Genomic DNA, 23,464 nt, shown 5'->3' with positions numbered 1-23,464 from the left:
TACCGGCGGCGGTCCACGCTCATCTTTACCACGCCCCCCTAGCATATGCGGGAATTACCGAGAGGCCACTCGCGGAGATCCCCAGCATGATCAGCCAACTTGCCCGGAACGGCGCGCGCGCCCTTGTCGCGGTTCTCCTCGTCGCCATCGGCGGTGCCTCGGGCGTCGTCTGGGAGATCCGCGAAGGCGGCCCGATCAGCAACCGCATGGCGCTGCAGGACGAACTGATCGCCGATATCCTGCCGCCGCCCGGCTTTACCGTCGAATCCTACCTGCATGCCTCGCTGATGCTGGCCGATCCCTCGATCGCCCCGGCCCAGAAACGCGAACTGGACGAAGAGCGGGAAACCTTCGCACAACGCCAAGCCTACTGGCGGACCGCGCCCGTGCCCCAGGAGATGCGCGGCCAGCTCGACCGCACGCTCGGAGCGGCGGCGCGGTTCTGGAAGGTGATGGACAAACAATTCCTGCCCGCCTTCGATTCCGGCGATCCGGTGCGCGCGCGGCAGGTGTTCGACCAGGCGCTGACGCCCGCCTATCATGCGCAGCACACTGAGATCGGGCGCATTCTCACCCTGTCGCGGGAGTTCAAGGCGCACTCCAGCGCCGTCGATGGTCGCGTGATTGCGCTGGCCCTGGTGCTGCTCGCTCTGGTCGCGGCCGTGGTGATTGGCGCGCTGCTGTGGGCGGGCCGCGCGGTGCAGCGCAAGGTCGTCGCACCGCTGGTGGAAACGGCGGACATCATGACCGCGATGGCCCACGGCGATTACGACCGCGACATCGAAGACATCACCCGCGATGACGAAATCGGCGTGATGGCGCGCGCGCTCGACATCTTCCGCGAAAATGGCCTTGCCCGCCAGCGCGCCGCCGAAACGCAGGCGCAGCTCGTCGGGCTGCTGTCCGATTGCCTGTCGCAGCTTGCGCGCAAGGATCTCGAATATCGGATCAGCGCCGATTTCCCGAGTGGCTACGAATCCGTGCGCGACAACTACAATGCCGCGGTCGAAGCGCTGGCCGATGCCATGCGTTCGGTCCGCATCGGCTCGGCCAGCGTTTCGAGCGCGATCGGCGAGATCCGCGCCGCGTCCGAGGACCTGGCCCACCGCAACGAACAGCAGGCCGCGCGGCTGGCCGATACCGCCAGCGCGATGGATGCGATCACCGCCAGCGTGCAGGAAACCGCCGCCGGTGCGGGCGCGCTGCAATCGAACATGGCCGAAGCCCACCGCGAAGCGAGCGAAGGCGGCGACGTGGTGCGCCGCGCGGTCGAGGCGATGGCCGCGATCGAACAGTCCGCGCAGGAAATCGGCACGATCATCTCTGTGATCGACGGCATCGCCTTCCAGACCAATCTCCTCGCGCTCAATGCGGGGGTAGAGGCCGCGCGCGCCGGGGATGCGGGCAAGGGCTTTGCCGTCGTCGCCAACGAGGTGCGGGCGCTCGCCCAGCGCTCGGCAGATGCGGCACAGGACATCAAGGCGCTGATCACCACCAGCGCCGTGCAGGTGACGCAGGGCGTCGGCCTGGTCGGCGAAACGGGTGCGCGGCTCGAAGCCATCGTCGGCCGCGTGGGCGACATCAACGCGCTGATCGGCGACATCGCCGCTGCCGCCAACGAACAGGCGACAAGGCTCGGCCAGGTCAATTCGGCGATGGGCGAGATGGACCGCATGACCCAGCAGAACGCGGCGATGGTCGAGGAATCTTCGGCCGCCACGCGCAGCCTCTCGGCCGAAGCCGATCGGCTGGCGGAGCTGGTGTCGCAGTTCCGCACGCGCGACCGCGAGACGCGCCCAGATCACCTGAGCAGCCCCGGCCAGTATCGCCGCCAGTCCGCGCGGGAAGGCGGAGCGCTGTCGCACCGCGCCTTCGCTGCGGGCTGATGGTCGTCAGGCGTTCTCGCAGGCCATCGCTTCCAGCGCGGCGAAGGCCGAAAGCGCGCCCGGATCGGCGAAGGGTGCGATCTGCGAGAGGAACACGCCGGCCACGTCGCGCGCCGGGTCGATCCAGTAGTACGAGTTGAAGATGCCCGCCCAGTGCAGGCTGCCGGGCGAGCGCCCGGCAGGGCCGGTCTCGGTGTTGACGAGGAAGCCGCCCACGGTCCAGCCGCCGCGCTGGCCGGGCAGCGGATCGAAGGCCGAGGCGAAATTGGGCATCGCGGTGGTCATTTCGCCCGCCGAAAGGTGCGCGGGCAGCGCATCGGTGCAGGCGATCCGCATCGTCTCGGGCGACAGCACGCGCACGCCGTCCAGTTCGCCCCCGCGCAGCACCATTCGCAGGAAGCGGCCATAGTCGGAGGCTGTGGAGGACAGGCCGCCCCCGCCGTTGTGGTATTCGCCGCCGCCCAGCACCATCGCCTGCGTGGTGAAGCCGCCGTTGCCGTCGCGGACGTGGATCTGCGCCTGATCGGCCGGCCATTCGGGGCGGAAGCGGGTCTGGTCCATGCCCAGCGGGCCGGTCAGTTCAGCCAGGAACCAGTCGCCGAGCGTCATCCCGGTGACGGCCTCCACCGCAAGGCCCGCCCAGTCGATGCCGACGCTGTACTCCCACTTGTTGCCCGGTTCGAACAGCAGCGGCTGGTCGAGCGTGCTGCGTGCGCCGGGGATCATGCGTCCGCTGGCGATCGCATGGCGTAGCAGGTCGGCGTTCATGAACGTGTAGCCGCAACCGGCGGTGTGCATGAGCAGGTGGCGCAGCGTGACAGGCGCGCGTGCCGGGCGCAGGATCGCCTTGCCTTCGGCGTCGAAGCCTTCGAGCACTTGCGGCTCGGCCAGTTCTGGCAGCAGCGCGCCCACCGGCGCATCGAGATCGAGCTGGCCGCGTTCGACCAGTTGCAGCGCGGCCATGCTGGTCAGCGCCTTGGTCATCGATGCGATCTGGAACAGTGTGTCCTCGCGCATCGGCGTGCCCGCCAGCGCGTCGGCCTTGCCGAAGGCGCGCAAGTAGCGCGTATCGTTGCTGTCGGTCACCAGCGCGACGGCGCCGGGCAGGTTGGCCGCTTCCAGCGCGGCCTCGAACGTGGCTTCACCCTTCATTGGTCTTGCTCTCCCCCGGGCCTTGCTCGCCCTTTGCCCGACAGCCTGACCTGTCCGGGCAAAGGGTGCAAGAGGGGGGAGCGATCAGCGCGGCTTGCGGTGTTCGCCCTTGACCCAGCGCACGGTGCCCGAGCTGGCGCGCATGACGACGCTTTCGGTGGTCATCACGCCGTTCTTGTGGATCTTCACGCCCTTGAGCAGCGACCCATCGGTCACGCCGGTGGCGGCGAAGATGCAATCGCCCTTGGCCAGTTCGTCACGGGTGTAGATCTTGTTGAGATCGGTGATGCCCCACTTGGCGGCGCGGGCGCGCTCGTCGTCGTTGCGGAACAGCAGGCGACCGTTGAACTGGCCGCCCACGCAGCGCAACGCCGCCGCCGCGAGCACACCTTCCGGCGCGCCGCCCGAGCCCATGTAGAGGTCGATGGTGGTCTCTTCGTTGGTGACCGCGATGACGCCGGCCACGTCACCGTCGCCGATCAGCACGACGCCGCAGCCGATGGCGCGCAGTTCCGCGATCAGATCGGTGTGGCGCGGACGGTCGAGCACGCAAACGATGATCTCGTTGGGCTCCACGCCCTTGGCGGCAGCGACCGCCTTGACGTTTTCGGTCGGCGACTTGTCGAGGCTGATGATCCCTTCGGGATAGCCGGGGCCGACGGCCAGCTTGTCCATGTAGACGTCGGGTGCGTTGAGCAGACCGCCTTCTTCGGCGACGGCCAGCACTGCCAGTGCGTTGGGGCCAGCCTTGGCGGTGATGGTGGTGCCTTCCAGCGGATCGAGCGCGATGTCGATCTTGGGGCCGGTGCCGGGCGCCGCGCCGACCTTCTCGCCGATGTAGAGCATCGGCGCCTCATCGCGCTCGCCCTCGCCGATCACCACGGTGCCGTCCATCCACAGCTCGTTGAAAGCAGCGCGCATCGCCTCGACCGCAGCGTGGTCTGCAGCTTTCTCGTCGCCCCGGCCGATCAGCTTGGACGCGCCAATGGCGGCAGCTTCGGTGACGCGGACCATCTCGAGGACGAGAACACGGTCGAGGACCTTGGAGGCGGCAGGCTTGATGGTCGGTTCGGTCACGTTGACTCCGTTGGCTGGCGACGTGAAAATAGGGGATGCAGACGTATGCGTGCCCTAGACCGAGGACCCCCCGCTTGTCGAGTGCGGGGACGACGCTTCTCGGCCTCCTTCTTGGCCTGATCGTCGCGCCCGCTGCGGGGTTGGCCCGGTCGGCGGACCCGGTGTGGCAGCTACCCGCCGGGGGTGACAGTACCGAGGCAGCCCCGCCGTCCGCCGAGGCCGTCGCGCAGGCCTTGCTCACCCCGACCAAGCGGGAACGCTGTGCCCCCGGTTCGGGCGACGCCATCGTCGTGTGCGGCACGAATGCCGAGAACGCACGGCAGAAGCTCGACAGCGTCGCGCCGCTGGGCGCGGGCAAGACGGCCGATGGCGCCCCGCGCGCGCCCAACGTCAGCGGGTTGCGCGATTGCAGCCGGGGCTGCATCGGCTTCGGCACGGCACCCGCGCCGATGTACTACTTCGATATCAAGGCCCTGCCCCCGGCGCCCGCCGGCTCCGATGCCGACCGGATCGCCAGGGGTGAGATCAAGGCGCCCTGAACGGGAGCCTCATTCTTCCAGCAGGTGCATCACCAGCGGCGGTTCGGACAGGCTGGGCGACCCTTCGAGCAGGCGCATCGCCTCGGCGATGGCGCTTTCGGGGCCTTCGTGCGTGACCATCGCCACCAGCACCTGGTCGCTGTCCCCTTCGCCGCCATCGCCCGCGCGGCCCTTCTGGATCAGGCTTTCGATCGAAACGCCGGCATCGCGCATCGCGGCGGTGATCTCGGCCAGCACGCCCGGCCGGTCGGCGACAGAGAAGCGCAGATAGGCCTTGCCGCGGCGGTGCCCGGTCTCTGCCGGGGCGGCGGCATCGAGTTCGGCCACGGGAATCGAGAACGGCGCGCCGACATCGCCGCGTGCGATGTCGATGAGGTCCGCCACGACCGCGCTGGCGGTCGGGCCATCGCCCGCGCCCGCGCCCTGGAACAGCAGGCGGCCCACGAAGTTGCCCTCGGCCACGACCGCGTTGGTGGCGCCATCGACGTGCGCCAGCGGGTGGTCGCGATGGACGAGGTGCGGGTGTACGCGCTGGAACAGGCGGCGATTGCCCTCGGCGTCGATCTCGGTATCGGCCATGCCGATCAGGCGGATGTAGTAGCCCAGCGCATCGGCCTGGGCGATGTCGGCGGCCAGCACCCGGCGGATGCCGGTGGCGGTCACGCTGCGGAAGTCGATGGCCGTGCCGAACGCGATCGACGACAGGATCGACAGCTTGTGCGCCGCGTCGATGCCGTCGATGTCGAAGGTCGGGTCGGCCTCGGCATAGCCCTTGGCCTGCGCTTCGGCGAGCACGTCGGCGAAGTCGCGCCCGGTGTCCTCCATGGTGGACAGGATATAGTTGCAGGTGCCGTTGAGGATGCCATAGACGCGCTCGATGCGGTTGGCCGCCGCGCCTTCGCGCAGGCCCTTGATCGCGGGTATGCCGCCCGCCACCGCCGCTTCGAACTTGAACGCCACCTTGGCCGCCTCGGCGCGGCCCGCCAGTTCCAGCCCGTGGTGCGCGATCATCGCCTTGTTGGCGGTGACAAGCGCCTTGCCGGCCTCGAAGGTGGTGCGCGCCAGCGCCAGCGCCGGGCCATCGGCCCCGCCGACCAGCTCGACCACCACGTCCACGTCGGGGCGTTCGCCCAGGATGACCATGTCGTCTTCCCAGGCATAGCCCGACAGGTCGACGCCGCGATCCTTGCTGCGGTTGCGCGCGCTGATCGCGGTGATCACGATCGGACGCCCCGCGCGGCGCGCGATCAGCGCGGCGTTGGTCTCGATCAGACGGATCACCCCGCCGCCGACGGTGCCCAATCCGGCGAGCGCGATGCGCAGTGGTTCGCTCATGTCATCCCCATTTCGCCGCGCGCGGGCGGCCTGTCAGAATCCGCCGAGCGCCTTAGGGGAGGCGGCGCGATGCCGCAACGCTGTTACCGCCGCGAACGCGCGCAGGCGCCGAGGTCCTGCGTCACCAGCGCGTAGTCCTCCGCTGCCGCTTGCCGGTCGGCGGGGCTGTCGGAAATGTTCGCGCGATCGGGCAGGCTGGACGGCAGGAAGCAGGCGAGCCGATACCACGCCAGCGTTTCGGGCGCGGGCGGACGGGCTGCCTGGTCGACGATCTCGCTGAAGCTGGCGCCCCAACTCGGCGGCTGGCCGGGGCGCCGCACGATCGAAAGCGCGGCGGGGCGCCCGCCATCGGTGGCAAGGAAGACCTGCGTTTCGCCTTCGCCCGCCAGATTTCCGGCCACGTGCATCGCCTCGCGCACGCCGCGCACCACAGGCGGCGCGTCGGCGGACAGCTTCTCGGTCAGGATCGCGCGCAGGCGCTGCTCCGCCGCGGACGAATAGGCGAGCATCGCATCGGGCGCTGACAGGAGCAGTTCGCCCGGTCGTCCGGCAACGGTATGTCCGATCACCAGCACGTCCGCTTTCGAGAGGCGCGGGGCCTTGCCCCTGGAATCGAGGGGCACGTCGGCAAGGAAGCGGATCGATTCGCCCAGATCGGGCCCTGCCAGCACCGCTGTCGTGCGGGCTTCGATATATAGCCGCACCTTGCCACTCGCGAGGCCGGGCGATTGCTCGGGCTTGAGCGCGGCGGCCTTGCGCACTTGCGCGCGCGCCACGAGATCGGCGGGCAGCGCAAGGTCGGCAAGGTCGGCATAGGTCGGTCCCTGCGCCATGCCTCCTGGCGCGACTTCGGCTTGATTCATCGGCGTTTGCGCCATGGCCGGCGCCTGCACCGCCATGGCCGATGCCGATGCGATCAGGGCTTGAAGCAGCGGGCGAAGGCGGGGGCGGGACATCTGAAATTCCTGTGAACTGAAACCGGCCAACAGGCCGGATAGGGATGGGCCGCAGCGACACGACATGGTGCCTGATCAAGGCTTTGCAAGCGTGAATCGGGACTTAACCGATAAAGCATTTGCGCACCCCCTGCATCGGCGTTAAAGCTCGCGCAAATCGGGCAGTACATAAAAAACGCCCGAGAATGCCGCCGCCGGGCTCCTTGCGCCCGATGTCGGCGGACCGGGTTTGCCGGCAGGGTGGATAGATTTCGCTGGATTGTCCGATCGGAGGGAACGGTGATTCCCCCCGCGGCTCCGCTTTGTCCCGAATCGTTTCGATCCGGGACGAGCGGTAGATCAGGAGTTATGGAGCTGAATGGCATACGCTGACCAACAGATGAGCGGTAACAAGATCACCGCGCTCATCGTCGTTGCGATTCTTCATGTCGTCGTCGGCTATGCGCTGGTCACTGGCCTCGCGTATTCGGCGTTCAAGAAGATCAAAGAGGTGACCACGGCGGTCAAGATCGACCCTGAGAAGACTCCGCCGCCGCCGCCGCCGCCGCCGCCGAAGGATGCGCCGCCGCCGCCGCCGATCGTGGCGCCGCCGCCGCCGATCAGCTTCAACGCGCCGGCCCCGCAACTGCAGACCGTGGCTGAACCGCCGCCGGCTCCGCCGCCGCCGGCTGTCGTCGTGCTGCCGCCGCCGCCGGCTGCTCCGCCGCCGGCTCCGCCCCCGCCGACTCCCTTCACGCCCAAGGGGCGTCCGGGCGAGTGGGTCACGACCAACGACTACCCGTCGCGCGCTCTGCGTGAAGAGCGTGAAGGCGTCACCGGCTTCCGGCTGGACTTTGACGCCTCGGGTAAGCCGACCAACTGCGCCATCACCCGTTCGAGCGGCAGCCCCGATCTCGACGAGGCTACGTGCCAGAACCTGATGCGCCGTGCGCGCTTCAAGCCTGGCACGCAGAACGGCCAGCCGGTTGGTGCGTCGTACAGCAGCTCTGTCCGCTGGGTGATCCCGAAGGACTGATTAATTCGGCATGGGGCCTTCTCTCCGGCCCCTGCCATCCCCCATTGATCGCCTTCGGGCAGCTATGAATTCTTGAGAGGAAGATCCGAATGCTTATCCAGACGCTCGCCGCGGCCGCGACCACTGCTGCGCCGCAGAACAAGTTCGGCTTCGCGGAAGCCCTTCAGGCTGGCGGTTTCATTTCGTACGCCACCGTCACGATCCTCGGCATCATGTCGTTCGGCTCGTTCTTCATCCTGTTCACCAAGTTCTTCGAGCAGTCGAAGATCATGAACCAGTACAAGAGCGGCGTTGCCAACTTCTGGCGTGCGGCCACCCTCAAGGAAGGCGCTGCCAAGCTTGAGAAGAACTCGGCCTGGCGCCAGATCGTCGACGACGGCATCGCCGCCGAAGACCAGGTGTCGAAGATGGATGCCACCGAAGCGCACGACTGGCTGCACGGCTCGCTCGCCCGTTCGGAAGCGACCATCAACGCCAAGCTCGGCGGCGGTCTGCCCTTCCTCGCCACCGTCGGCGCCACCTCGCCGTTCATCGGTCTGTTCGGTACCGTGGTCGGCATCTACCGCGCGCTGATCGCCATCGGCCTTGCCGGTTCGGCCTCGATCGACAAGGTCGCGGGTCCGGTCGGTGAATCGCTGATCATGACCGCGCTCGGTCTGCTCGTCGCGGTTCCCGCGGTGCTCGCCTACAACTACCTGCAGGCGCGCAACAAGCGCATTGCCGAACTGCTGACCGGTTTCAGCACCGACGTGCTCGCCAACCTCGCCTCGAAGGGCGTCGTGAAGCCGGCCGTCTCGGTTGCTGCTGCCAAGCCGGCTGCGCCGGCTGCTGCCCCGGTCAAGAAGTAAGCTGTAATCCCAGGGTCGGCGGATCCCCGTCGGCCCAGGTTTTCCGGAAACGCGGGAAACGGCTGGAGGCATGGTCCTCCCATACCCCCGGCCCTTCCTGTGGCTCAGATCGGATAGGATGTAACCAATGGCAATGTCTGTAGGCGGCGGCGGCGAAGAACGCCCGATGTCGGACATCAATACCACGCCGCTCGTGGACGTGATGCTCGTGCTGCTGATCATCTTCCTCATCGCGGTCCCGGTCGCGATCCAGACCATCGAGAAGCTGAAGGTTCCCGTTCTCGCCTCGGAAGAGACGCAGGACAAGGTGGAGAACCTGCTGCTTGCCGTGGTCTCGACGGACGAAGCGGGCCGTGCCCCCGGTCAGCCGGGCTACGAAGGCTCCTCGCCGGTCGGCGAATGCCGCGTCTACCTCAACAACGTTACCCCGGTAGACAGCACGGAACTGGCCAAGCAGGCTTTCGACCGTCTCGACGCGATCGTGAAGCGTGAAGGCGGCGCGGCCAACATGGACCCGGACAAGATCCCCGAAGTGCATATCCGCGGCGACGTTCACGTTCCGTGGAAGTGCATCGCCGGTGCGATCTACAACGTGCAGATCGCCGGTTATCCGAAGGTCGGCTTCATCTCGACCCCCGTTGACCCCAACGGCTAAGTCGACCCGAACGGCTAAGCTGGGCGGGAGGTCGCAAGGCTTCCCCACAGCCGCGAGCGAACAGGAGTACACCCCATGGCAATGAGCGGCGGCAAGGACGATGGCTCGCCGATGATGGAAATGAACACGACGCCGTTGATCGACGTCATGCTCGTGCTCCTCATCATGTTCATCATCACCATCCCCGTGGCCACTCACTCGGTGAACGTGAATCTTCCGCAGGCAACCCCGCCGAAGAACAACGTCACGGTCGATCCGGTGAAGAACAAGCTGATCCTCACGCAGACCAACCAGATCCTCTGGAATGGCGCGCCGGTGACCAGCAGCAATCTCGTGTCGCTGCTTCAGGCGACCAAGGCGATGAAGCCCGAGCCGGAACTGCAGTTCCAGCCCGAAGCCTTCGCCAACTACGAGATGGCGAACTACGTGCTGAAGATCATCACCGATTCGAAGGTGAGCAAGTTCGGCTTCGTCGGCAACGAGAACTTCGCGACTTTCGCGAAGTGATCGGCTGACGGCCAGCACGGCCACGAACGCGAAAAGGGGGCGGAGCGATCCGCCCCCTTTTTCGTTGGCTGCTATTCCCGCGTCGGCCGCATCGCGGCGGCGGCGAGGCTTTCCGCTTCGACCAGCAGTTCATCGTCGGCGGCCCCGGCGGGCAGCGTCTCGCGCCCGATCATCACCAATACAGGTACCGCCAGCGGCGAAACACGGTCCAGTTCGACGTGGACCAGTTGCGCGGCGGCACGATCGAGCAGGTCGGCCAGCCGACCCACATCGGTCAGTCGCGTCCGCGCATCGGCCCAGGCCGCCTCGATCAGCACGTGGTCCGGCTCGTACTTGCGCAGTACGTCGTAGATCAGGTCGGTCGAGAACGTGACCTGCCGCCCCGACTTGCGCTTGCCGGGATGTTGCCGCTCGACCAGCCCGCCGATCACCGCGACTTCGCGGAATGCCCGGCGCAACAGGTAGGAATTCTGCACCCACTCCACGAATTCGTGGGTGAGGATCGTCGGCGACAGCATCGCGGCGGGATCGGGTACGGGCTTCAGCCCCCACACGGCCAGGGCATAGTCGTTTGCAACGAAGCCGAGCGGCGCCAGCCCTGCGTCCTCCATCCGGCGGGTGATCAGCATGCCCAGCGACTGGTTCGCGTTCCACCCCTCGAACGTGTAATAGACGGTATAGGCGCGTCCCGCGTGCGGGAAGCTTTCCACCAGCAGTTCGCCGGGCGCTGGCAGGCGGCTGCGCCAATCCTGTACTTCCAGCCATTCGCGGACGTCGTCAGGCAGTCGTGCCCAGCCCGCGCGATCGGCGAGCAGCGCCTGTACCCGGTCGGCCAGATGCGTCGTCAAGGGCATGCGCGCGCCCATGTAGCTGGGGATCTGCCCGGCCCGCTTCGCCGCACGCACCACGATCTCCAGATCGCGCAAGCTTTCGACCTCGAGGTCCAGCCCGGCAAAGCGGAACGTGTCGCCCGGCTTCAGCGAAGCGCCGAAGTTCTCCTCGACCTTGCCCAGCGCACGCCCGTTGCGAAAGCGCACTTCGAGCATTTCGGCATCGACGATGATCCCCGCGTTGAGCCGGTGCCGCGCGGCCTGTTCCGGATGGGCCAGGCGCCAGGTTCCGTCGCGCGCGCGCACGATCCGCTTGAACCGATCGTAGGCGCGCAGCGCATAGCCCCCCGTCGCCACGAACTCGAGAACGCGCGCCCACGCCGCTTCGTCGAGCCAGGCATAGGCGTGGCTGCTGCGCACTTCGGCCAGCAGGGCCGCCTCGTCGAATGGACCTGCACAGGCGCAGGCCATGACGTGCTGCGCCAGCACGTCGAGCGCGCCGGGACGGAAGTCCTCGCCGTCGCGCTGGCCCTGATCGACCGCGTCCTTCGCCGCAAGTGCTTCAAGGAATTCGAAACGGTTGCCCGGCGCCAGCAGCGCGCGACTGGGCAGGTCGAGCCGGTGGTTGGCCCGCCCGATCCGCTGCAACAGCCGCGACGATCCCTTGGGCGCGCCCATCTGCACCACCATGTCGATATCGCCCCAATCGACCCCCAGATCGAGGCTGGCCGTCGCCACCAGTGCGCGCAGCTCGCCCCGCGCCATCGCCCCCTCCACCTTGCGCCGCGCCTCCTTCGACAGCGAGCCGTGGTGGATGCCGATGGGCAGGTGATCGTCGTTCACATCCCACAGCAACTGGAAGATGTATTCGGCCAGGAACCGCGTGTTGGTGAAGATCAGCGTGGTGCGGTTGCGGCGAATCGCCTCGTAGAGCTGCGGCACCGCCCAGGCGGCGGCGTGGCCGCCCCAGGGCACGCGCTCGCCGTCCGGCAGCAGGATCTCGACATGGGGCGGCGTGCCCGGCTCCCCCTCGACCAGCGCCACGCTGTCGATGTCGCCCCAAGGCGCCAGCCAGACGCGGAACGCTTCGGGATCGGCCACCGTCGCCGACAGCGCTACCCGCCGCATCTGCGGGGCGAGCGCTTGCAGCCGCGCCAGCGAGAGCGCCAGCAGGTCGCCCCGCTTGCCGGTCGCGAATGCATGCACTTCATCAACAAGCACCCGCTTCAACCCGGCAAACATGGTCGCCGCCTCGGGATAGCTCAGCAGCAGCGAGAGCGATTCGGGCGTCGTCAGCAGGACGTGCGGCGGCCGCGCGCGCTGGCGCGCCTTGCGGTCCGACGGGGTATCGCCGCTGCGCGTCTCGACCCGGATCGGCAGTCCCATCTCCTCGATGGGGCTGAGCAGGTTGCGTTGCACGTCATGGGCCAGCGCCTTGAGCGGCGAGACATAGAGCGTGTGCAGCCCTTCAGGCGGCGGGGCGTCTCCGGCGAAGTCCGCCAGTGTCGGCAGGAAGCCGGCCAGTGTCTTGCCCGCGCCGGTGTCGGCCACCAGCAGCGCGTGCAGTCCAGCCTGCGCCGCGGCCAGCATTTCGCGCTGGTGCCGCCGCACGCGCCACCCCCTTGCGGTGAACCACGCGGCGATAGCAGGGGGCAGGGCGGCATGATCCATCATGACAGCGATAATGCATGAGCGCCGCTCACGCACCCGTCCGCTGCATGCGCGACGAAGCGCCGCGTCGCTGCGGCAGGGTCCGGGCACCGCGTGCCGGGGCGGACCGTTGTTCCTATACGCGATCCGGCGGCGCTTGCGCCCCCCGGCTCATGCCATCCGATAGGAGAGATCCCATGAACGACCGCTACGATTGGGAGCGCGACCGCGCGCTCAAGCAGGACCGCGATCCGCGAGCCCCTGATCACGCGAGGGACGCACGACAGTGGCGCGCGGAGAACCGCAGCGAGGGCGGCTATTCGATGGCCAGCCAGTATCGCCAGGGTTACGACAACCGCGACGGGGGACGAAGCTGGCTGGGGGCTGATTCCGGCCACGGAGGTGATGGCCGTGGGCATCCGGCCTCGCGCCATGATGGAGGCTACCACAGCGGCTACGGCGCGACGAATCAGGCCGGCGACGCCTTTGGCCCGGGCGATTACGGCGCGGCCAACCATCCCTATGCTGCCAACTGGGACCGTGGCCAGGGCGGCTACGGACGCGAAGGCTGGCGGGCCCACCAGGGAAGCGGCCAGTTGACGCAGCGCGAGACGCGCAGCCGCCAGATGGGCGGCGGCGAATACGACCCTGCCTACCGACCGGCAGAAGGCTATGCGCGCAACGATTTCCATCGCGGGTTCCTCGATCGCGCCGCGGATGAAGTCATGTCGTGGTGGGGCGATGAAGACGCCGCGCGGCGCCGCGAGCAGGACCATCGCGAAGACCATCGCGGGCGCGGACCGGCGGACTACACGCGCTCGGACGAGCGTATTCGCGAGGACGCCAACGATCGCCTGACCGACGACTGGCGCGTCGATGCCCGCCGGATCAGCGTCGCCGTGGAGCATGGCGACGTGACGCTGTCAGGCACGGTTGCGACCCGGCAGGACAAGCACCGCGCCGAAGAATGCGTCGAGCGCATTTCCGGCGTGCGCCACGTGCAGAACAACCTGCGCGTGGAAGCTGCGGGCGCGGGCACGATGGCGAACAGCGCCGCTTCGATCGGGGCCGAGCGCGAAAAGCGCGATTGATCCAACGATCGCCGGGGCCGCGCATGCGGTCCCGGCGATTCGCTTGGGACTACTTCGTCCAGACCCAGCGACGCAGCAGCATGGAGCCCAGCACCTTGCGGTACTTCGCCCGCTCGGCCGAGCCTGCTTCCTGCTTCTGCATCGACGTCTGCATATAGCCGAGATAGGCGTCCTGCCGCTTCTTCTGCTCAGCCGCATCCGGGATCGAGGGATAGCGGATCAGCAGGTAGATATCCGGCTCGCCCGCCCGCGGGAACTCGTTGGACAGGATCTCGTAGCCCGAGATCCACCCCTGCTTGAGCGCGTACTCCTGATCCTTGCGCCACTGGTCGTTGAGGAACGCCGCGTAATCGCCAAAGTGGCCGTCGTCGATCCGGATCATGCCGACTTCGACCAGCTCGGCACTCGTGATCGGCAGTTCCTGCGCGGCGAGCGGTGTCGTGCAGGCAAGTGCAAGCGCGGCGATGGCCGCAAAACGAAGGGTCTTCATCGTGACGTCTCCCGAATGGGGACAAGTTCCCCCTGGCCCCCGGTGTGGACGCTTTCGGTGTCGGTCGACCCTTGTTGTGGCTCGGCGCCTAGGCGGGGGCACGCTGCGCCCCGCGTGGGCATCAGTCAACTTCTCCAAAGATAGCGATGGTGCGCTGGCCTGTGCTGTCCGCGCGCGCGCGGAACATGCCGGGCGTGGTGAAGGCCATGGCGGTTTCACCCGCTGGCGTCACGACGATGACCCCGCCCACGCCGCCCATCGCGCCGACTTCGGCAAGCACCGCATCGGCGGCGTCCTGCACCTGTTCACCCGCCAGCCGCATTCGCGCGCAGATTTCGTGCGCGACCCCGGCGCGGATGAACTGCTCGCCCGATCCCGTGCACGAAACCGCGCCCGCGCGGTCATCGGCATAGGTGCCAGCGCCGATCACGGGCGAATCGCCGATGCGGTTCCAGCGCTTGCCGGTCAGGCCGCCGGTAGAGGTTGCCGCCGCGACATGGCCTGCCGCATCGCGCGCCACGGCGCCAACGGTGCCGTACTTCAGCCCATCGTCGAACCAGCCGGACGCGCGCGACTTCAGCTCCTGCAATTGCCGCAGGCGCTCGGGGGTGGAGAACCACGCGGGATCGCAAGGTTCGATGCCCTGCTCGCGCGCGAACTGTTCGGCCCCTTCGCCCGAGAGAAACACGTGCGGCCCAGCCTCCATCACCTTGCGGGCGAGCGTCACGGGGTTCCTGGTGCGCGTCACCCCGGCCACGGCGCCTGCCGCCCGGGTCGCTCCGTCCATCACCGCCGCGTCCAGCTCGTTGACGCCTTCATAGGTGAACACCGCGCCGCGCCCGGCGTTGAACAGCGGATCGTCCTCCAATGCGATCACGGCGGCGGTCACCGCATCGAGCGCGCTGCCGCCTGCGCACAGCACGGCCTCGCCAGCCGCCAGCGCGGCACACAGGGCCGCCTCGTGCGCGGCCATGGCGGTCTGGTCCATGGTTGCGGGAGTCATCGATCCGGCCCCGCCGTGAATGGCGATGGACCAGCGGGTTTCGCTTGTCTGGGTCATGGCCGCAGGCGATAGCAGATGAAACCTGTTTGGTCAGGGGAGCAAAGCGTGGCCGACGTGCGAATTGTCGAGGACGACCTGTCGGGCGAGGACATCCAGGCGCTCGTCGCCCTCCATCTGGCCGGGATGCACGCCAGTTCACCCGCCTGCAAGGTCCACGCCCTGCCGGTTGCCAGTCTGCGCGCGCTGGGCGTGACGTTCTACGCCGCGCGGGTAGGCGATGCGGTGGCGGGCATGGGCGCGATCAAGCAGCTTGATCCGAAGCACGGGGAGCTCAAGTCGATGCGCGTGGCGCCCGAATGGCTCGGCCAAGGCGTGGGGGAAGCGATGCTGCTCCACCTGCTCGCGGTGGCGCGCGCGCGCGGCTATGCGCGCGTCAGCCTCGAAACCGGACGCGGCCCCGCGTTCGATCCCGCGCTCGGCCTCTACCGGAAGCACGGTTTCGTGAGCTGCGATGCCTTTGCCGACTATGTGGTGGACGATTTCAGCCAGTGCCTGACGCTGGCGCTGTAGCGCTCACGGCTGCTCGATCATCCAGCGCCGGGGCGGCGTGGCTCCAAAAGAAAAGGCCCCGCCGAAGCAGGGCCTTTCCGCAATATTCGTCCAGATTGGCGGGAAGCTTACAGCTTGCCGACGAGTTCCGGCACGATGTTGAACAGATCGCCCACGAGGCCGATGTCGGCGACCTGGAAGATCGGTGCGTCTTCGTCCTTGTTGATGGCGATGATGGTCTTGGAGTCCTTCATGCCCGCAAGGTGCTGGATCGCGCCCGAGATGCCCACTGCGATGTAGACTTCCGGCGCCACGATCTTGCCGGTCTGGCCGACCTGGTAGTCGTTGGGGACATAGCCCGCGTCGACCGCCGCACGGCTCGCGCCGATGCCGGCGCCGAGCTTGTCGGCGAGCGGGGTGATCGTCGCTTCGAAGGTCGCCGCATCCTTGAGCGCGCGACCGCCCGAGACGATGATCTTCGCGCTGGTCAGTTCCGGACGCTCGCTCTTGGCGATTTCCGAGCCGACGAAGGTCGACAGGCCCGAGTCCGCAGCCCCGCCGACCGTTTCGACCGCAGCCGAACCGCCGGTGGCATTGGCCTTGGCAAAGGCGGTGCCGCGCACGGTCACGACCAGCTTGGCGTCGGTCGATTCGACCGTGGCGATGGCATTGCCCGCGTAGATCGGACGGGTGAAGGTCTTGGGGCCTTCGACCGACAGGATTTCCGAAACCTGTGCCACGTCGAGCAGCGCGGCAACGCGCGGCGCCACGTTCTTGGCGGTGGTGGTGGCGGCGGCGACGAAGGCGTCGTAGCCGGCCATCAGGCCCGCCACGAGCGGCGCGACGTTTTCGGCCAGCGCGTTCGCCAGCGAAGCGTCGTCGGCTTTGAGGACCTTCGACACGCCTTCGATCTGCGCGGCGGCAGCAGCCACGCCATCGACGCCGGCGCCGACGACGAGAGCGGTCACGTCACCCAGCTGGGCAGCGGCGGTGACAGCGGCGAGAGTGGCGTCCTTGACGGCAGAACCGTCGTGTTCGACCCAGACGAGTACGTTGGCCATCAGGCGACTCCCAGTTCCTTGAGCTTGGCGACCAGCGCGTCGACGTCGGCCACCTTGATGCCGGCGCTGCGCACGGGCGGTTCGGAAACCTTGAGCGTCTTGAGGCGCGCGGTGGTGTCCACGCCGTAATCGGCGGGGGCCTTGGTGGCGAGCGGCTTGCTCTTGGCCTTCATGATGTTGGGCAGCGAGGCATAGCGCGGCTCGTTGAGGCGCAGGTCGGTGGTGACCACGGCCGGCAGCGCCAGCTTCACGGTTTCCAGGCCGCCGTCGATCTCGCGCTTCACGACGACCGAATCGCCTTCGACGCTGATTTCGTTGGCGAAGGTGCCCTGCGGACGGCCCAGCAGCGCGGCGACCATCTGGCCGACCTGGTTGCTGTCGTCGTCGATCGCCTGCTTGCCGGTGATGATCAGGCCCGGCTGTTCCTCGTCCGCGATCGCCTTGACGATCTTGGCCACGGCCAGCGGCTCGACTTCATCGTCGGTCTGGACGAGGATCGCGCGATCCGCGCCCATCGCCAGCGCCGTGCGCAGCGTTTCCTGCGCCTTGGCCGGCCCGACCGACACCGCCACGATCTCGGTCACCACGCCCTTTTCCTTCAGGCGAATGGCTTCCTCGACCGCGATCTCGTCGAACGGGTTCATGCTCATCTTGACGTTCGCAAGATCGACGCCCGTGCCATCCGCCTTCACGCGCGGCTTCACGTTATAGTCGATCACGCGCTTCACCGTGACCAGGGCTTTCATGCTGTCAGGCCTTTCTCGTGTTCCACAAGGGCGCGCATAATTGGCGCTTACGTAAACGTCAACCTATCCCGAGTGCCTGCAAGGGAAATTCAACCGAGCGATTAAACTTCCCCTCAGGCCTTGCGGACGGGCTTACTCCATTTCGAGGATGATCGCATCCACGGCTAGGCTCTCGCCCGCCTTGGCATTGACCGTCTTGACCGTGCCGGTCTTTTCGGCGCGCAGGATGTTCTCCATCTTCATCGCCTCGACCACCGCGAGCGGCTGGCCGGCCTCCACGGCATCGCCTTCCTTGACGTGCAGCGCGACCAGCAGGCCCGGCATCGGGCAGATCAGGAACTTGGAAAGATCCGGCGGAACCTTTTCGATCATGTGGCCGACGAGGTGCGCCACGCTGGCGGGCAGCACCTGCACCTGGTGGATCGCGCCGCGCGTGGTCAGCTTGAAGCCTGCACGGAACGGTTCGACCTTCACGGTCAGCGGCTCGCCCGCGACTTCGCACGCCACCAGGCGCTGGCCGGGCGTATATTCGAGCGCGATGTCGACGACTTCGCCATCGACGGTCACGTCGTCCTCGGTCAGCTCGACCGCGTAGGTCGTGCCGTCGATCTTCACCGCCCATTGTGCCGGGGGATCCAGCTCGTCGCCCAGCTGCTGGTCGACCTGGCGCGCACGGTCGGCCCGCGCGGTGGCAAGGAAGCCGGCCAGCGCGGCCAGCGTCCGCTTCAGGTCATCGCCTGTCGCCGCACCGGTGAAGCCTTCGGGATATTCCTCGGCAATGAACCCGGTGGTCAGTTCGCCCGAGCGGAAGCGCGGGTGCTGCATGATCGCCGAGACGAAATCGATGTTGTGGCCAAGGCCCTCGATCTCGAACGCGTCCAAGGCGGCAATCTGCTTGTCCGCCGCTTCGTCGCGCGTCTTGCCCCAGGTCACCAGCTTGGCGATCATGGGATCGTAGAACATCGAGACTTCGCCGCCTTCGTAGACGCCATCGTCCACGCGCACGCCGTCCACGCCGCGACGGCCATTTTCGGCGCCGTCATCGGTCCAGCCGGGTACCGGCGGGTTGTAGCGGATCAGGCGACCGGTCGAAGGCAGGAAGCCGCGATAGGGATCTTCGGCATAGACGCGGTTTTCGATGGCCCAGCCGTCGATCTTCACGTCGTCCTGCGTCAGGCTGAGCTTTTCGCCCGCGGCCACGCGGATCATCTGTTCGACGAGGTCGACGCCGGTGATCGCTTCGGTGACGGGGTGTTCCACCTGCAGGCGGGTGTTCATTTCAAGGAAGTAGAACGATTCGCCCGTCGGGTCCGCGCCCGAAACGATCAGTTCGACCGTGCCGGCGCTGTAGTAGCCGACCGCGCGGCTGAGCGCGACGCACTGTTCGCCCATCGCCTTGCGCATCTTCGGAGTGACGAAGGGCGAGGGCGCCTCTTCGACCACCTTCTGGTGGCGACGCTGGATCGAGCATTCGCGTTCATTGAGGTAGAGGATGTTGCCGTGCTTGTCGCCGAGGATCTGGATCTCGATGTGGCGCGGGTTGAGGATGAACTTCTCGATGAACACGCGGTCGTCGCCGAACGAGTTCAGGCCCTCGCGCTTCACGGCCTCGAAGCCTTCGCGCACGTCCTTCTCGTTGTAGGCAAGGCGCATGCCCTTGCCGCCGCCGCCGGCCGAAGCCTTCATCATCACCGGGTAGCCGATCTCTTCCGAGATGCGCACGGCGTGTTCGGTGTCCTCGATCTCGCCCACGAAGCCGGGAACGACGTTGACGCCCGCTTCCTTGGCGAGCTTCTTGGATTCGATCTTGTCACCCATCGCGGCGATCGCGCCGACAGGGGGGCCGATGAACTCGATGCCCTCGGCGGCCAGCGCCTCGGCAAAGCTGGTGCGTTCCGACAGGAAGCCATAGCCCGGATGGACCGCTTCGGCGCCGGTCTGCTTGCACGCGGCAATGATCTTGTCCGCGATCAGGTAGGACTGCGCGGCAGGCGCCGGGCCGATGTGCACGGCCTCGTCCGCCATTGCCACGAACGGCGCGCGGGCGTCGGCGTCCGAATAGACGGCCACGGTCTGGATACCCATGCGACGCGCGGTCTTGATCACGCGGCAGGCAATTTCGCCACGGTTGGCGATGAGGATTTTCTTGAACATTGCGTGCTTACTCCGCCGCTTCCAGTTCGCTGCCCAGAGGCGGCATGTTGTGACCCAGCAGGCGCAGCATGTCGGCTGCGCATTCCACCACGTTCGATCCCGGACCGTAGATGCCCTGCACCCCGGCTTCGCGCAGGTAGTCATAGTCCTGCGGCGGGATCACGCCGCCCGCGACGACCTTGATGTCGGCGCGACCGGCAGCTTTCAGGTGCCCGATCAGTTCGGGGATCAGCGTCTTGTGCCCTGCGGCAAGGCTCGAGGCGCCGACCGCGTCGACGTCGTTTTCGAGCGCCAGCTTGGCCGCTTCTTCCGGCGTCTGGAACAGCGGGCCGCTGGTGACGTCGAAGCCCATGTCGCTGAACGCCGAGGCGATCACGTTCGCGCCGCGATCGTGGCCGTCCTGGCCCATCTTGGCGACGAGCATGCGGGGCTTGCGCCCCAAGCGACGGGTGACGGCTTCGACGCCGTCTAGCACCTGCTGGTAGCGGCTGTCACCGGCATAGGCCGCGCCATAGACGCCCTTGACCGGGGTCGGGAACGTGCCGTGGCGGCCGAACACGATTTCCATCGCGTCGGAGATTTCGCCCAGCGTGGCGCGATGGCGCGCAGCCTCGACCGCCAGTTCGAGCAGGTTGCCGCCGGTCTTGGCGCCTTCGGTCAGGGCGTTGAGCGCCGCGCGGCACTTGGTCTCGTCGCGGGTCTCGCGAACGCGCTTGATGCGGGCGATCTGCGCTTCGCGGACGACGTGGTTGTCGACTTCGAGCGTTTCGAGCTTGTCCTCGCTGGCGAGGCGGTACTTGTTGACGCCGACGATCACGTCGGTGCCCTTGTCCACGCGGGCCTGGCGGCCAGCGGCGGCTTCCTCGATCATCGCCTTGGGCCAGCCCGCCGACACGGCCTTGGCCATGCCGCCTTCGGCCTCGACGCGCTCGATGATCTCCCAGGCCTTGTCGACCAGTTCCTGGGTCAGCGCTTCAATGTAGTACGACCCGCCGAGCGGATCGACCACGTTGCACATGCCCGTCTCTTCCTGGATCACGATCTGGGTGTTGCGGGCGATGCGCGCGGAAAAGTCGGTCGGCAGCGCGATCGCTTCATCGAGCGCATTGGTGTGCAGCGACTGGGTGCCGCCCAGCATCGCGGCCATCGCTTCGATCGTGGTGCGGATGACGTTGTTGTATGGGTCCTGCTCCTGCAAGCTGACGCCCGAGGTCTGGCAGTGGGTGCGCAGCATCTTGCTGCGTTCGTCCTTGGCGCCCAGCTTCGTCATCACGCGGTGCCACAGCACGCGCGCGGCGCGTAGCTTGGCGACTTCCATGAAGAAGTTCATGCCGATGGCGAAGAAGAACGACAGGCGTCCTGCAAACTTATCGATGTCGAGCCCGCTGGCGACGCCGTACTTCACGTATTCCATGCCGTCGGCGATGGTGAAGGCGAGTTCCTGCACCTGCGTCGCACCGGCTTCCTGCATGTGGTAGCCGGAAATCGAGATCGAGTTGAACTTCGGCATCTCGCGGCTGGTGTAGCCGAAGATGTCCGAGATGATCCGCATGCTGGGTTCGGGCGGGTAGATGTAGGTGTTGCGGACCATGAACTCCTTCAGAATGTCGTTCTGAATGGTTCCGTCCAGCAGCTTGCGATCGACGCCCTGTTCCTCGCCCGCGACGATGAAGAAGGCGAGGATCGGGATCACCGCGCCGTTCATGGTCATCGAGACCGACATCTGGTCGAGCGGGATGCCGTCGAACAGGATCTTCATGTCCTCGACGCTGTCGATGGCGACGCCCGCCTTGCCCACGTCGCCCACCACGCGCGGGTGGTCGCTGTCATAGCCGCGGTGCGTGGCAAGGTCGAAGGCGACCGACAGGCCCTTCTGCCCTGCCGCGAGGTTGCGGCGATAGAAGGCGTTCGATTCCTCGGCGGTGGAGAAACCGGCATACTGGCGGATGGTCCAGGGGCGGCCCGCATACATCGAGGCGCGCACGCCGCGCGTGAACGGCGCGAAGCCGGGCAGGCCCGGATCGGCGGTCACGTCGTCTGCCGTGTAGAGCGGCTTGACGGTGATCCCCTCGGGGGTCTGCCAGTCGAGGTTCTTGCCCTTCACCTCCTTCGAGGCGGCGGCGGCCCATTGGTCCAGCGTCGGTTTGTCGGTCATCGCGTGTCGTTCCGTTCAGCGTCGCGCCGGATCGGCTCCGGCCCGATGAAGGTGGTCAGTGCGCGCCCTTGGGCGTTTCCATGATTTCGGTGAGCTGGCCGCCCATGTCCTTGGGGTGGACGAAGAAGATCAGCGTACCGTGCGCGCCGATGCGGGGCTCGCCCAGCACGCGCTTGCCCTGGGCTTCGAACCAGGCCTTGGCTTCGTGGATATCGGGCACTTCGTAGCAAAGGTGGTGCTGGCCACCCAGCGGGTTGGCGGCGAGCCACTTGCCCACGGCGCTGTCCGGGCTGGTCGGCTGGATCAGCTCGATCTGGGTGCCATTGGTGCCGTTCTCGCCCGGCGTGTTGACGAAGCACACGCGCACCTGCTGGCTTTCCAGCACGAACGGCTCGGTGATGTCGCTCGCGCCCATCACGTCGCGATAGAACGCGATCGAGGCGTCGATGTCCGGCGTTGCGACGCCGACGTGATTCAACCGTCCCAGCTTCATCGTCATCTCCCTTTGCCCGTTGCGGGCTGGAGCCGCGCCGTCCTTGCGGACGGGCAGCCCCGCATGTTCCTCAAACCCGTTCGACCACCATGGCGATGCCCTGGCCGCCGCCGATGCACATCGTGATCAGGCCATAGCGGCCTCCGGTGCGCTGCAGTTCGTAGGCAGTCTTCACCGTCAGGATCGCGCCGGTCGCCCCGATCGGATGGCCGAGCGAAATGCCCGAACCGTTCGGATTGGTCTTGGCCGGGTCGAAGCCCAGTTCCTTGGCCACGCCGCAGGCCTGCGCGGCAAACGCCTCGTTGGCCTCGATCACGTCGATCTGGTCGAGCGTCAGCCCGGCGCGTGCCAGCGCCACCGGCACGGCCTTGACCGGGCCGAGACCCATCACGTTCGGTTCCACGCCCGCGTGGCCCCACGACAGGATCTTGGCCAGCGGCTTGAGGCCCTGCTCGGCCACGGCCTTGCCGCTCGCCAGCACGACCGCGCCCGCGCCGTCGTTCAGGCCCGAGGCATTGCCCGCCGTAACGGTGCCGTCCTTCTTGAACACCGGCTTCAGCGTCGCCATCGCTTCGACGCTGGCGTCGGCGCGGAAATGCTCGTCGGTGTCGAACACGGTCACGCCCTTGCGGGTCTTGATCTCGACCGGGACGATCTGGTCCTTGAAGTAGCCTGCGGCGACCGCGGCGGCAGCGCGCTTGTGGCTTTCTACCGCCAGCGCGTCCTGCTCTTCACGGCTGATGCCGCAGCGGTCTGCCACGTTTTCCGCCGTAACGCCCATGTGGATGCCTTCGAACGGATCGTGCAGCGCGCCCATCATGGCGTCCATCAGCACCTGGTCGCCCATCTTCTGGCCGTTGCGCGCGGTCAGGATCATGTGCGGCGCGTTCGACATCGATTCCGCGCCACCGGCGACGGCAATGTCCTGTTCGCCAAGCGCGATGCCCTGCGCCGCCGAAACGATCGCCTGCAGGCCAGAGCCGCACAGGCGGTTGACGTTCATGGCGGGGGTTTCGATCGGGATGCCGGCGTTCACCGCGGCGACGCGGCTGACGTAGACGTCCTTGGGCTGGCTGGCGACGACGGTGCCGATCACCACGTTCTGCACCTTGTCCGGCGTGATCCCGGCGCGCTCGATCGCGGCCTTGATCGCAATCGTGCCAAGCTCGGCCGGGCGCAGCGAGGCAAGGCTGCCGCCGAACGAGCCGATGGCGGTGCGCGCGCCGGAAACGATGTAGATGTCGGTCATGTCTTGTCCTTCGGATGGCTGGA

21 protein-coding genes are annotated in these 23,464 nt (G+C 67.3%); 8 read left to right on the top strand and 13 right to left on the bottom strand.

Annotation, left to right across the window (positions count from 1 at the left end):
- Positions 1-86: 86 nt before the first annotated feature.
- The gene (locus tag K3A84_RS13915) at positions 87-1,886 is read left to right on the top strand and encodes a methyl-accepting chemotaxis protein (RefSeq protein ID WP_225009956.1); all 1,800 of its coding nucleotides are present in this window, start codon (positions 87-89) and stop codon (positions 1,884-1,886) included.
- Between the two features lie 6 nt (positions 1,887-1,892).
- Here K3A84_RS13915 and K3A84_RS13910 read toward each other — a convergent pair whose 3' ends face one another.
- Entirely contained in the window at positions 1,893-3,038 is a 1,146-nt protein-coding gene (locus tag K3A84_RS13910) for a serine hydrolase domain-containing protein (RefSeq protein ID WP_225009955.1), read from the bottom strand.
- A gap of 84 nt (positions 3,039-3,122) precedes the next feature.
- On the bottom strand, positions 3,123-4,115 hold the full coding sequence (gene glpX / locus K3A84_RS13905) for a class II fructose-bisphosphatase (protein ID WP_225009954.1): 993 nt from the start codon (positions 4,113-4,115) through the stop codon (positions 3,123-3,125).
- A 74-nt stretch (positions 4,116-4,189) separates the two neighbouring features.
- Here glpX and K3A84_RS13900 point away from each other — a divergent pair, with 74 nt between their 5' ends.
- The gene (locus K3A84_RS13900) at positions 4,190-4,654 is read left to right on the top strand and encodes a hypothetical protein (RefSeq protein ID WP_225009953.1); all 465 of its coding nucleotides are present in this window, start codon (positions 4,190-4,192) and stop codon (positions 4,652-4,654) included.
- 9 nt (positions 4,655-4,663) lie between these two features.
- Here the strand turns inward: K3A84_RS13900 and K3A84_RS13895 are convergent, their stop codons facing one another.
- Together K3A84_RS13895 and K3A84_RS13890 are read right to left on the bottom strand one after the other, a co-directional pair.
- Entirely contained in the window at positions 4,664-5,989 is a 1,326-nt protein-coding gene (locus K3A84_RS13895) for a homoserine dehydrogenase (RefSeq protein ID WP_225009952.1), read from the bottom strand.
- An 83-nt stretch (positions 5,990-6,072) separates the two neighbouring features.
- Positions 6,073-6,945, bottom strand: coding sequence for a hypothetical protein (locus K3A84_RS13890; RefSeq protein ID WP_225009951.1), 873 nt, complete (start codon positions 6,943-6,945; stop codon positions 6,073-6,075).
- A 379-nt stretch (positions 6,946-7,324) separates the two neighbouring features.
- Here K3A84_RS13890 and K3A84_RS13885 point away from each other — a divergent pair, with 379 nt between their 5' ends.
- The 4 genes from K3A84_RS13885 (at position 7,325) to K3A84_RS13870 (ending at position 9,970) form a co-directional block, all read left to right on the top strand.
- Positions 7,325-7,960: an energy transducer TonB gene (locus tag K3A84_RS13885; RefSeq protein ID WP_404823164.1), complete on the top strand. Its 636-nt coding sequence runs from the start codon at positions 7,325-7,327 to the stop codon at positions 7,958-7,960.
- An 89-nt stretch (positions 7,961-8,049) separates the two neighbouring features.
- A complete protein-coding gene (locus K3A84_RS13880) occupies positions 8,050-8,808 on the top strand; it encodes a MotA/TolQ/ExbB proton channel family protein (protein ID WP_225009949.1) in 759 nt (252 codons plus the stop codon).
- 127 nt (positions 8,809-8,935) lie between these two features.
- On the top strand, positions 8,936-9,463 hold the full coding sequence (locus K3A84_RS13875) for an ExbD/TolR family protein (protein ID WP_225009948.1): 528 nt from the start codon (positions 8,936-8,938) through the stop codon (positions 9,461-9,463).
- Between the two features lie 75 nt (positions 9,464-9,538).
- Positions 9,539-9,970 carry an ExbD/TolR family protein gene (locus tag K3A84_RS13870; RefSeq protein WP_225009947.1) on the top strand — a complete coding sequence of 144 codons (432 nt, stop codon included), beginning with the start codon at positions 9,539-9,541 and terminating at the stop codon, positions 9,968-9,970.
- Between the two features lie 71 nt (positions 9,971-10,041).
- On the opposite strand, the gene K3A84_RS13865 is transcribed toward K3A84_RS13870, so the two are convergent.
- Positions 10,042-12,474: a ligase-associated DNA damage response DEXH box helicase gene (locus K3A84_RS13865; protein ID WP_225009946.1), complete on the bottom strand. Its 2,433-nt coding sequence runs from the start codon at positions 12,472-12,474 to the stop codon at positions 10,042-10,044.
- Positions 12,475-12,647: 173 nt separating this feature from the next.
- On the opposite strand from K3A84_RS13865, the gene K3A84_RS13860 reads away from it, so the two are divergent.
- Positions 12,648-13,541: a BON domain-containing protein gene (locus K3A84_RS13860; protein WP_225009945.1), complete on the top strand. Its 894-nt coding sequence runs from the start codon at positions 12,648-12,650 to the stop codon at positions 13,539-13,541.
- 49 nt (positions 13,542-13,590) lie between these two features.
- Here the strand turns inward: K3A84_RS13860 and K3A84_RS13855 are convergent, their stop codons facing one another.
- Both K3A84_RS13855 and K3A84_RS13850 read right to left on the bottom strand, forming a co-directional pair.
- A complete protein-coding gene (locus tag K3A84_RS13855) occupies positions 13,591-14,031 on the bottom strand; it encodes a hypothetical protein (RefSeq protein ID WP_225009944.1) in 441 nt (146 codons plus the stop codon).
- A gap of 121 nt (positions 14,032-14,152) precedes the next feature.
- The gene (locus K3A84_RS13850) at positions 14,153-15,091 is read right to left on the bottom strand and encodes an isoaspartyl peptidase/L-asparaginase family protein (protein ID WP_225009943.1); all 939 of its coding nucleotides are present in this window, start codon (positions 15,089-15,091) and stop codon (positions 14,153-14,155) included.
- A 48-nt stretch (positions 15,092-15,139) separates the two neighbouring features.
- On the opposite strand from K3A84_RS13850, the gene K3A84_RS13845 reads away from it, so the two are divergent.
- The gene (locus K3A84_RS13845; RefSeq protein ID WP_404823163.1) at positions 15,140-15,604 is read left to right on the top strand and encodes a GNAT family N-acetyltransferase; all 465 of its coding nucleotides are present in this window, start codon (positions 15,140-15,142) and stop codon (positions 15,602-15,604) included.
- A gap of 107 nt (positions 15,605-15,711) precedes the next feature.
- On the opposite strand, the gene K3A84_RS13840 is transcribed toward K3A84_RS13845, so the two are convergent.
- The 6 genes from K3A84_RS13840 to K3A84_RS13815 all read right to left on the bottom strand — a co-directional run bounded on the left by K3A84_RS13840 (position 15,712) and on the right by K3A84_RS13815 (position 23,441).
- A complete protein-coding gene (locus K3A84_RS13840) occupies positions 15,712-16,644 on the bottom strand; it encodes an electron transfer flavoprotein subunit alpha/FixB family protein (RefSeq protein ID WP_225009941.1) in 933 nt (310 codons plus the stop codon).
- Positions 16,644-17,390, bottom strand: coding sequence for an electron transfer flavoprotein subunit beta/FixA family protein (locus K3A84_RS13835; protein WP_225009940.1), 747 nt, complete (start codon positions 17,388-17,390; stop codon positions 16,644-16,646). The genes K3A84_RS13840 and K3A84_RS13835 overlap by 1 nt, the downstream gene beginning before the upstream one ends.
- A gap of 132 nt (positions 17,391-17,522) precedes the next feature.
- On the bottom strand, positions 17,523-19,544 hold the full coding sequence (locus K3A84_RS13830; RefSeq protein WP_225009939.1) for an acetyl-CoA carboxylase biotin carboxylase subunit: 2,022 nt from the start codon (positions 19,542-19,544) through the stop codon (positions 17,523-17,525).
- Between the two features lie 7 nt (positions 19,545-19,551).
- Positions 19,552-21,699 carry a methylmalonyl-CoA mutase gene (scpA, locus tag K3A84_RS13825; RefSeq protein WP_225009938.1) on the bottom strand — a complete coding sequence of 716 codons (2,148 nt, stop codon included), beginning with the start codon at positions 21,697-21,699 and terminating at the stop codon, positions 19,552-19,554.
- 55 nt (positions 21,700-21,754) lie between these two features.
- Positions 21,755-22,192 carry a methylmalonyl-CoA epimerase gene (gene mce / locus K3A84_RS13820; RefSeq protein ID WP_225009937.1) on the bottom strand — a complete coding sequence of 146 codons (438 nt, stop codon included), beginning with the start codon at positions 22,190-22,192 and terminating at the stop codon, positions 21,755-21,757.
- A gap of 70 nt (positions 22,193-22,262) precedes the next feature.
- Complete coding sequence (locus K3A84_RS13815) at positions 22,263-23,441, bottom strand: acetyl-CoA C-acyltransferase family protein (protein ID WP_225009936.1); 1,179 nt, start codon at positions 23,439-23,441, stop codon at positions 22,263-22,265.
- Positions 23,442-23,464 lie beyond the last annotated feature (23 nt).

The organism is Novosphingobium percolationis (genome assembly GCF_020179425.1).
Taxonomy (GTDB): Bacteria; Pseudomonadota; Alphaproteobacteria; order Sphingomonadales; family Sphingomonadaceae; genus Novosphingobium; species Novosphingobium percolationis.
The sequence above is the reverse complement of the archived record's forward strand: the minus strand, read 5'-3'. Positions and strand labels throughout refer to the sequence as shown.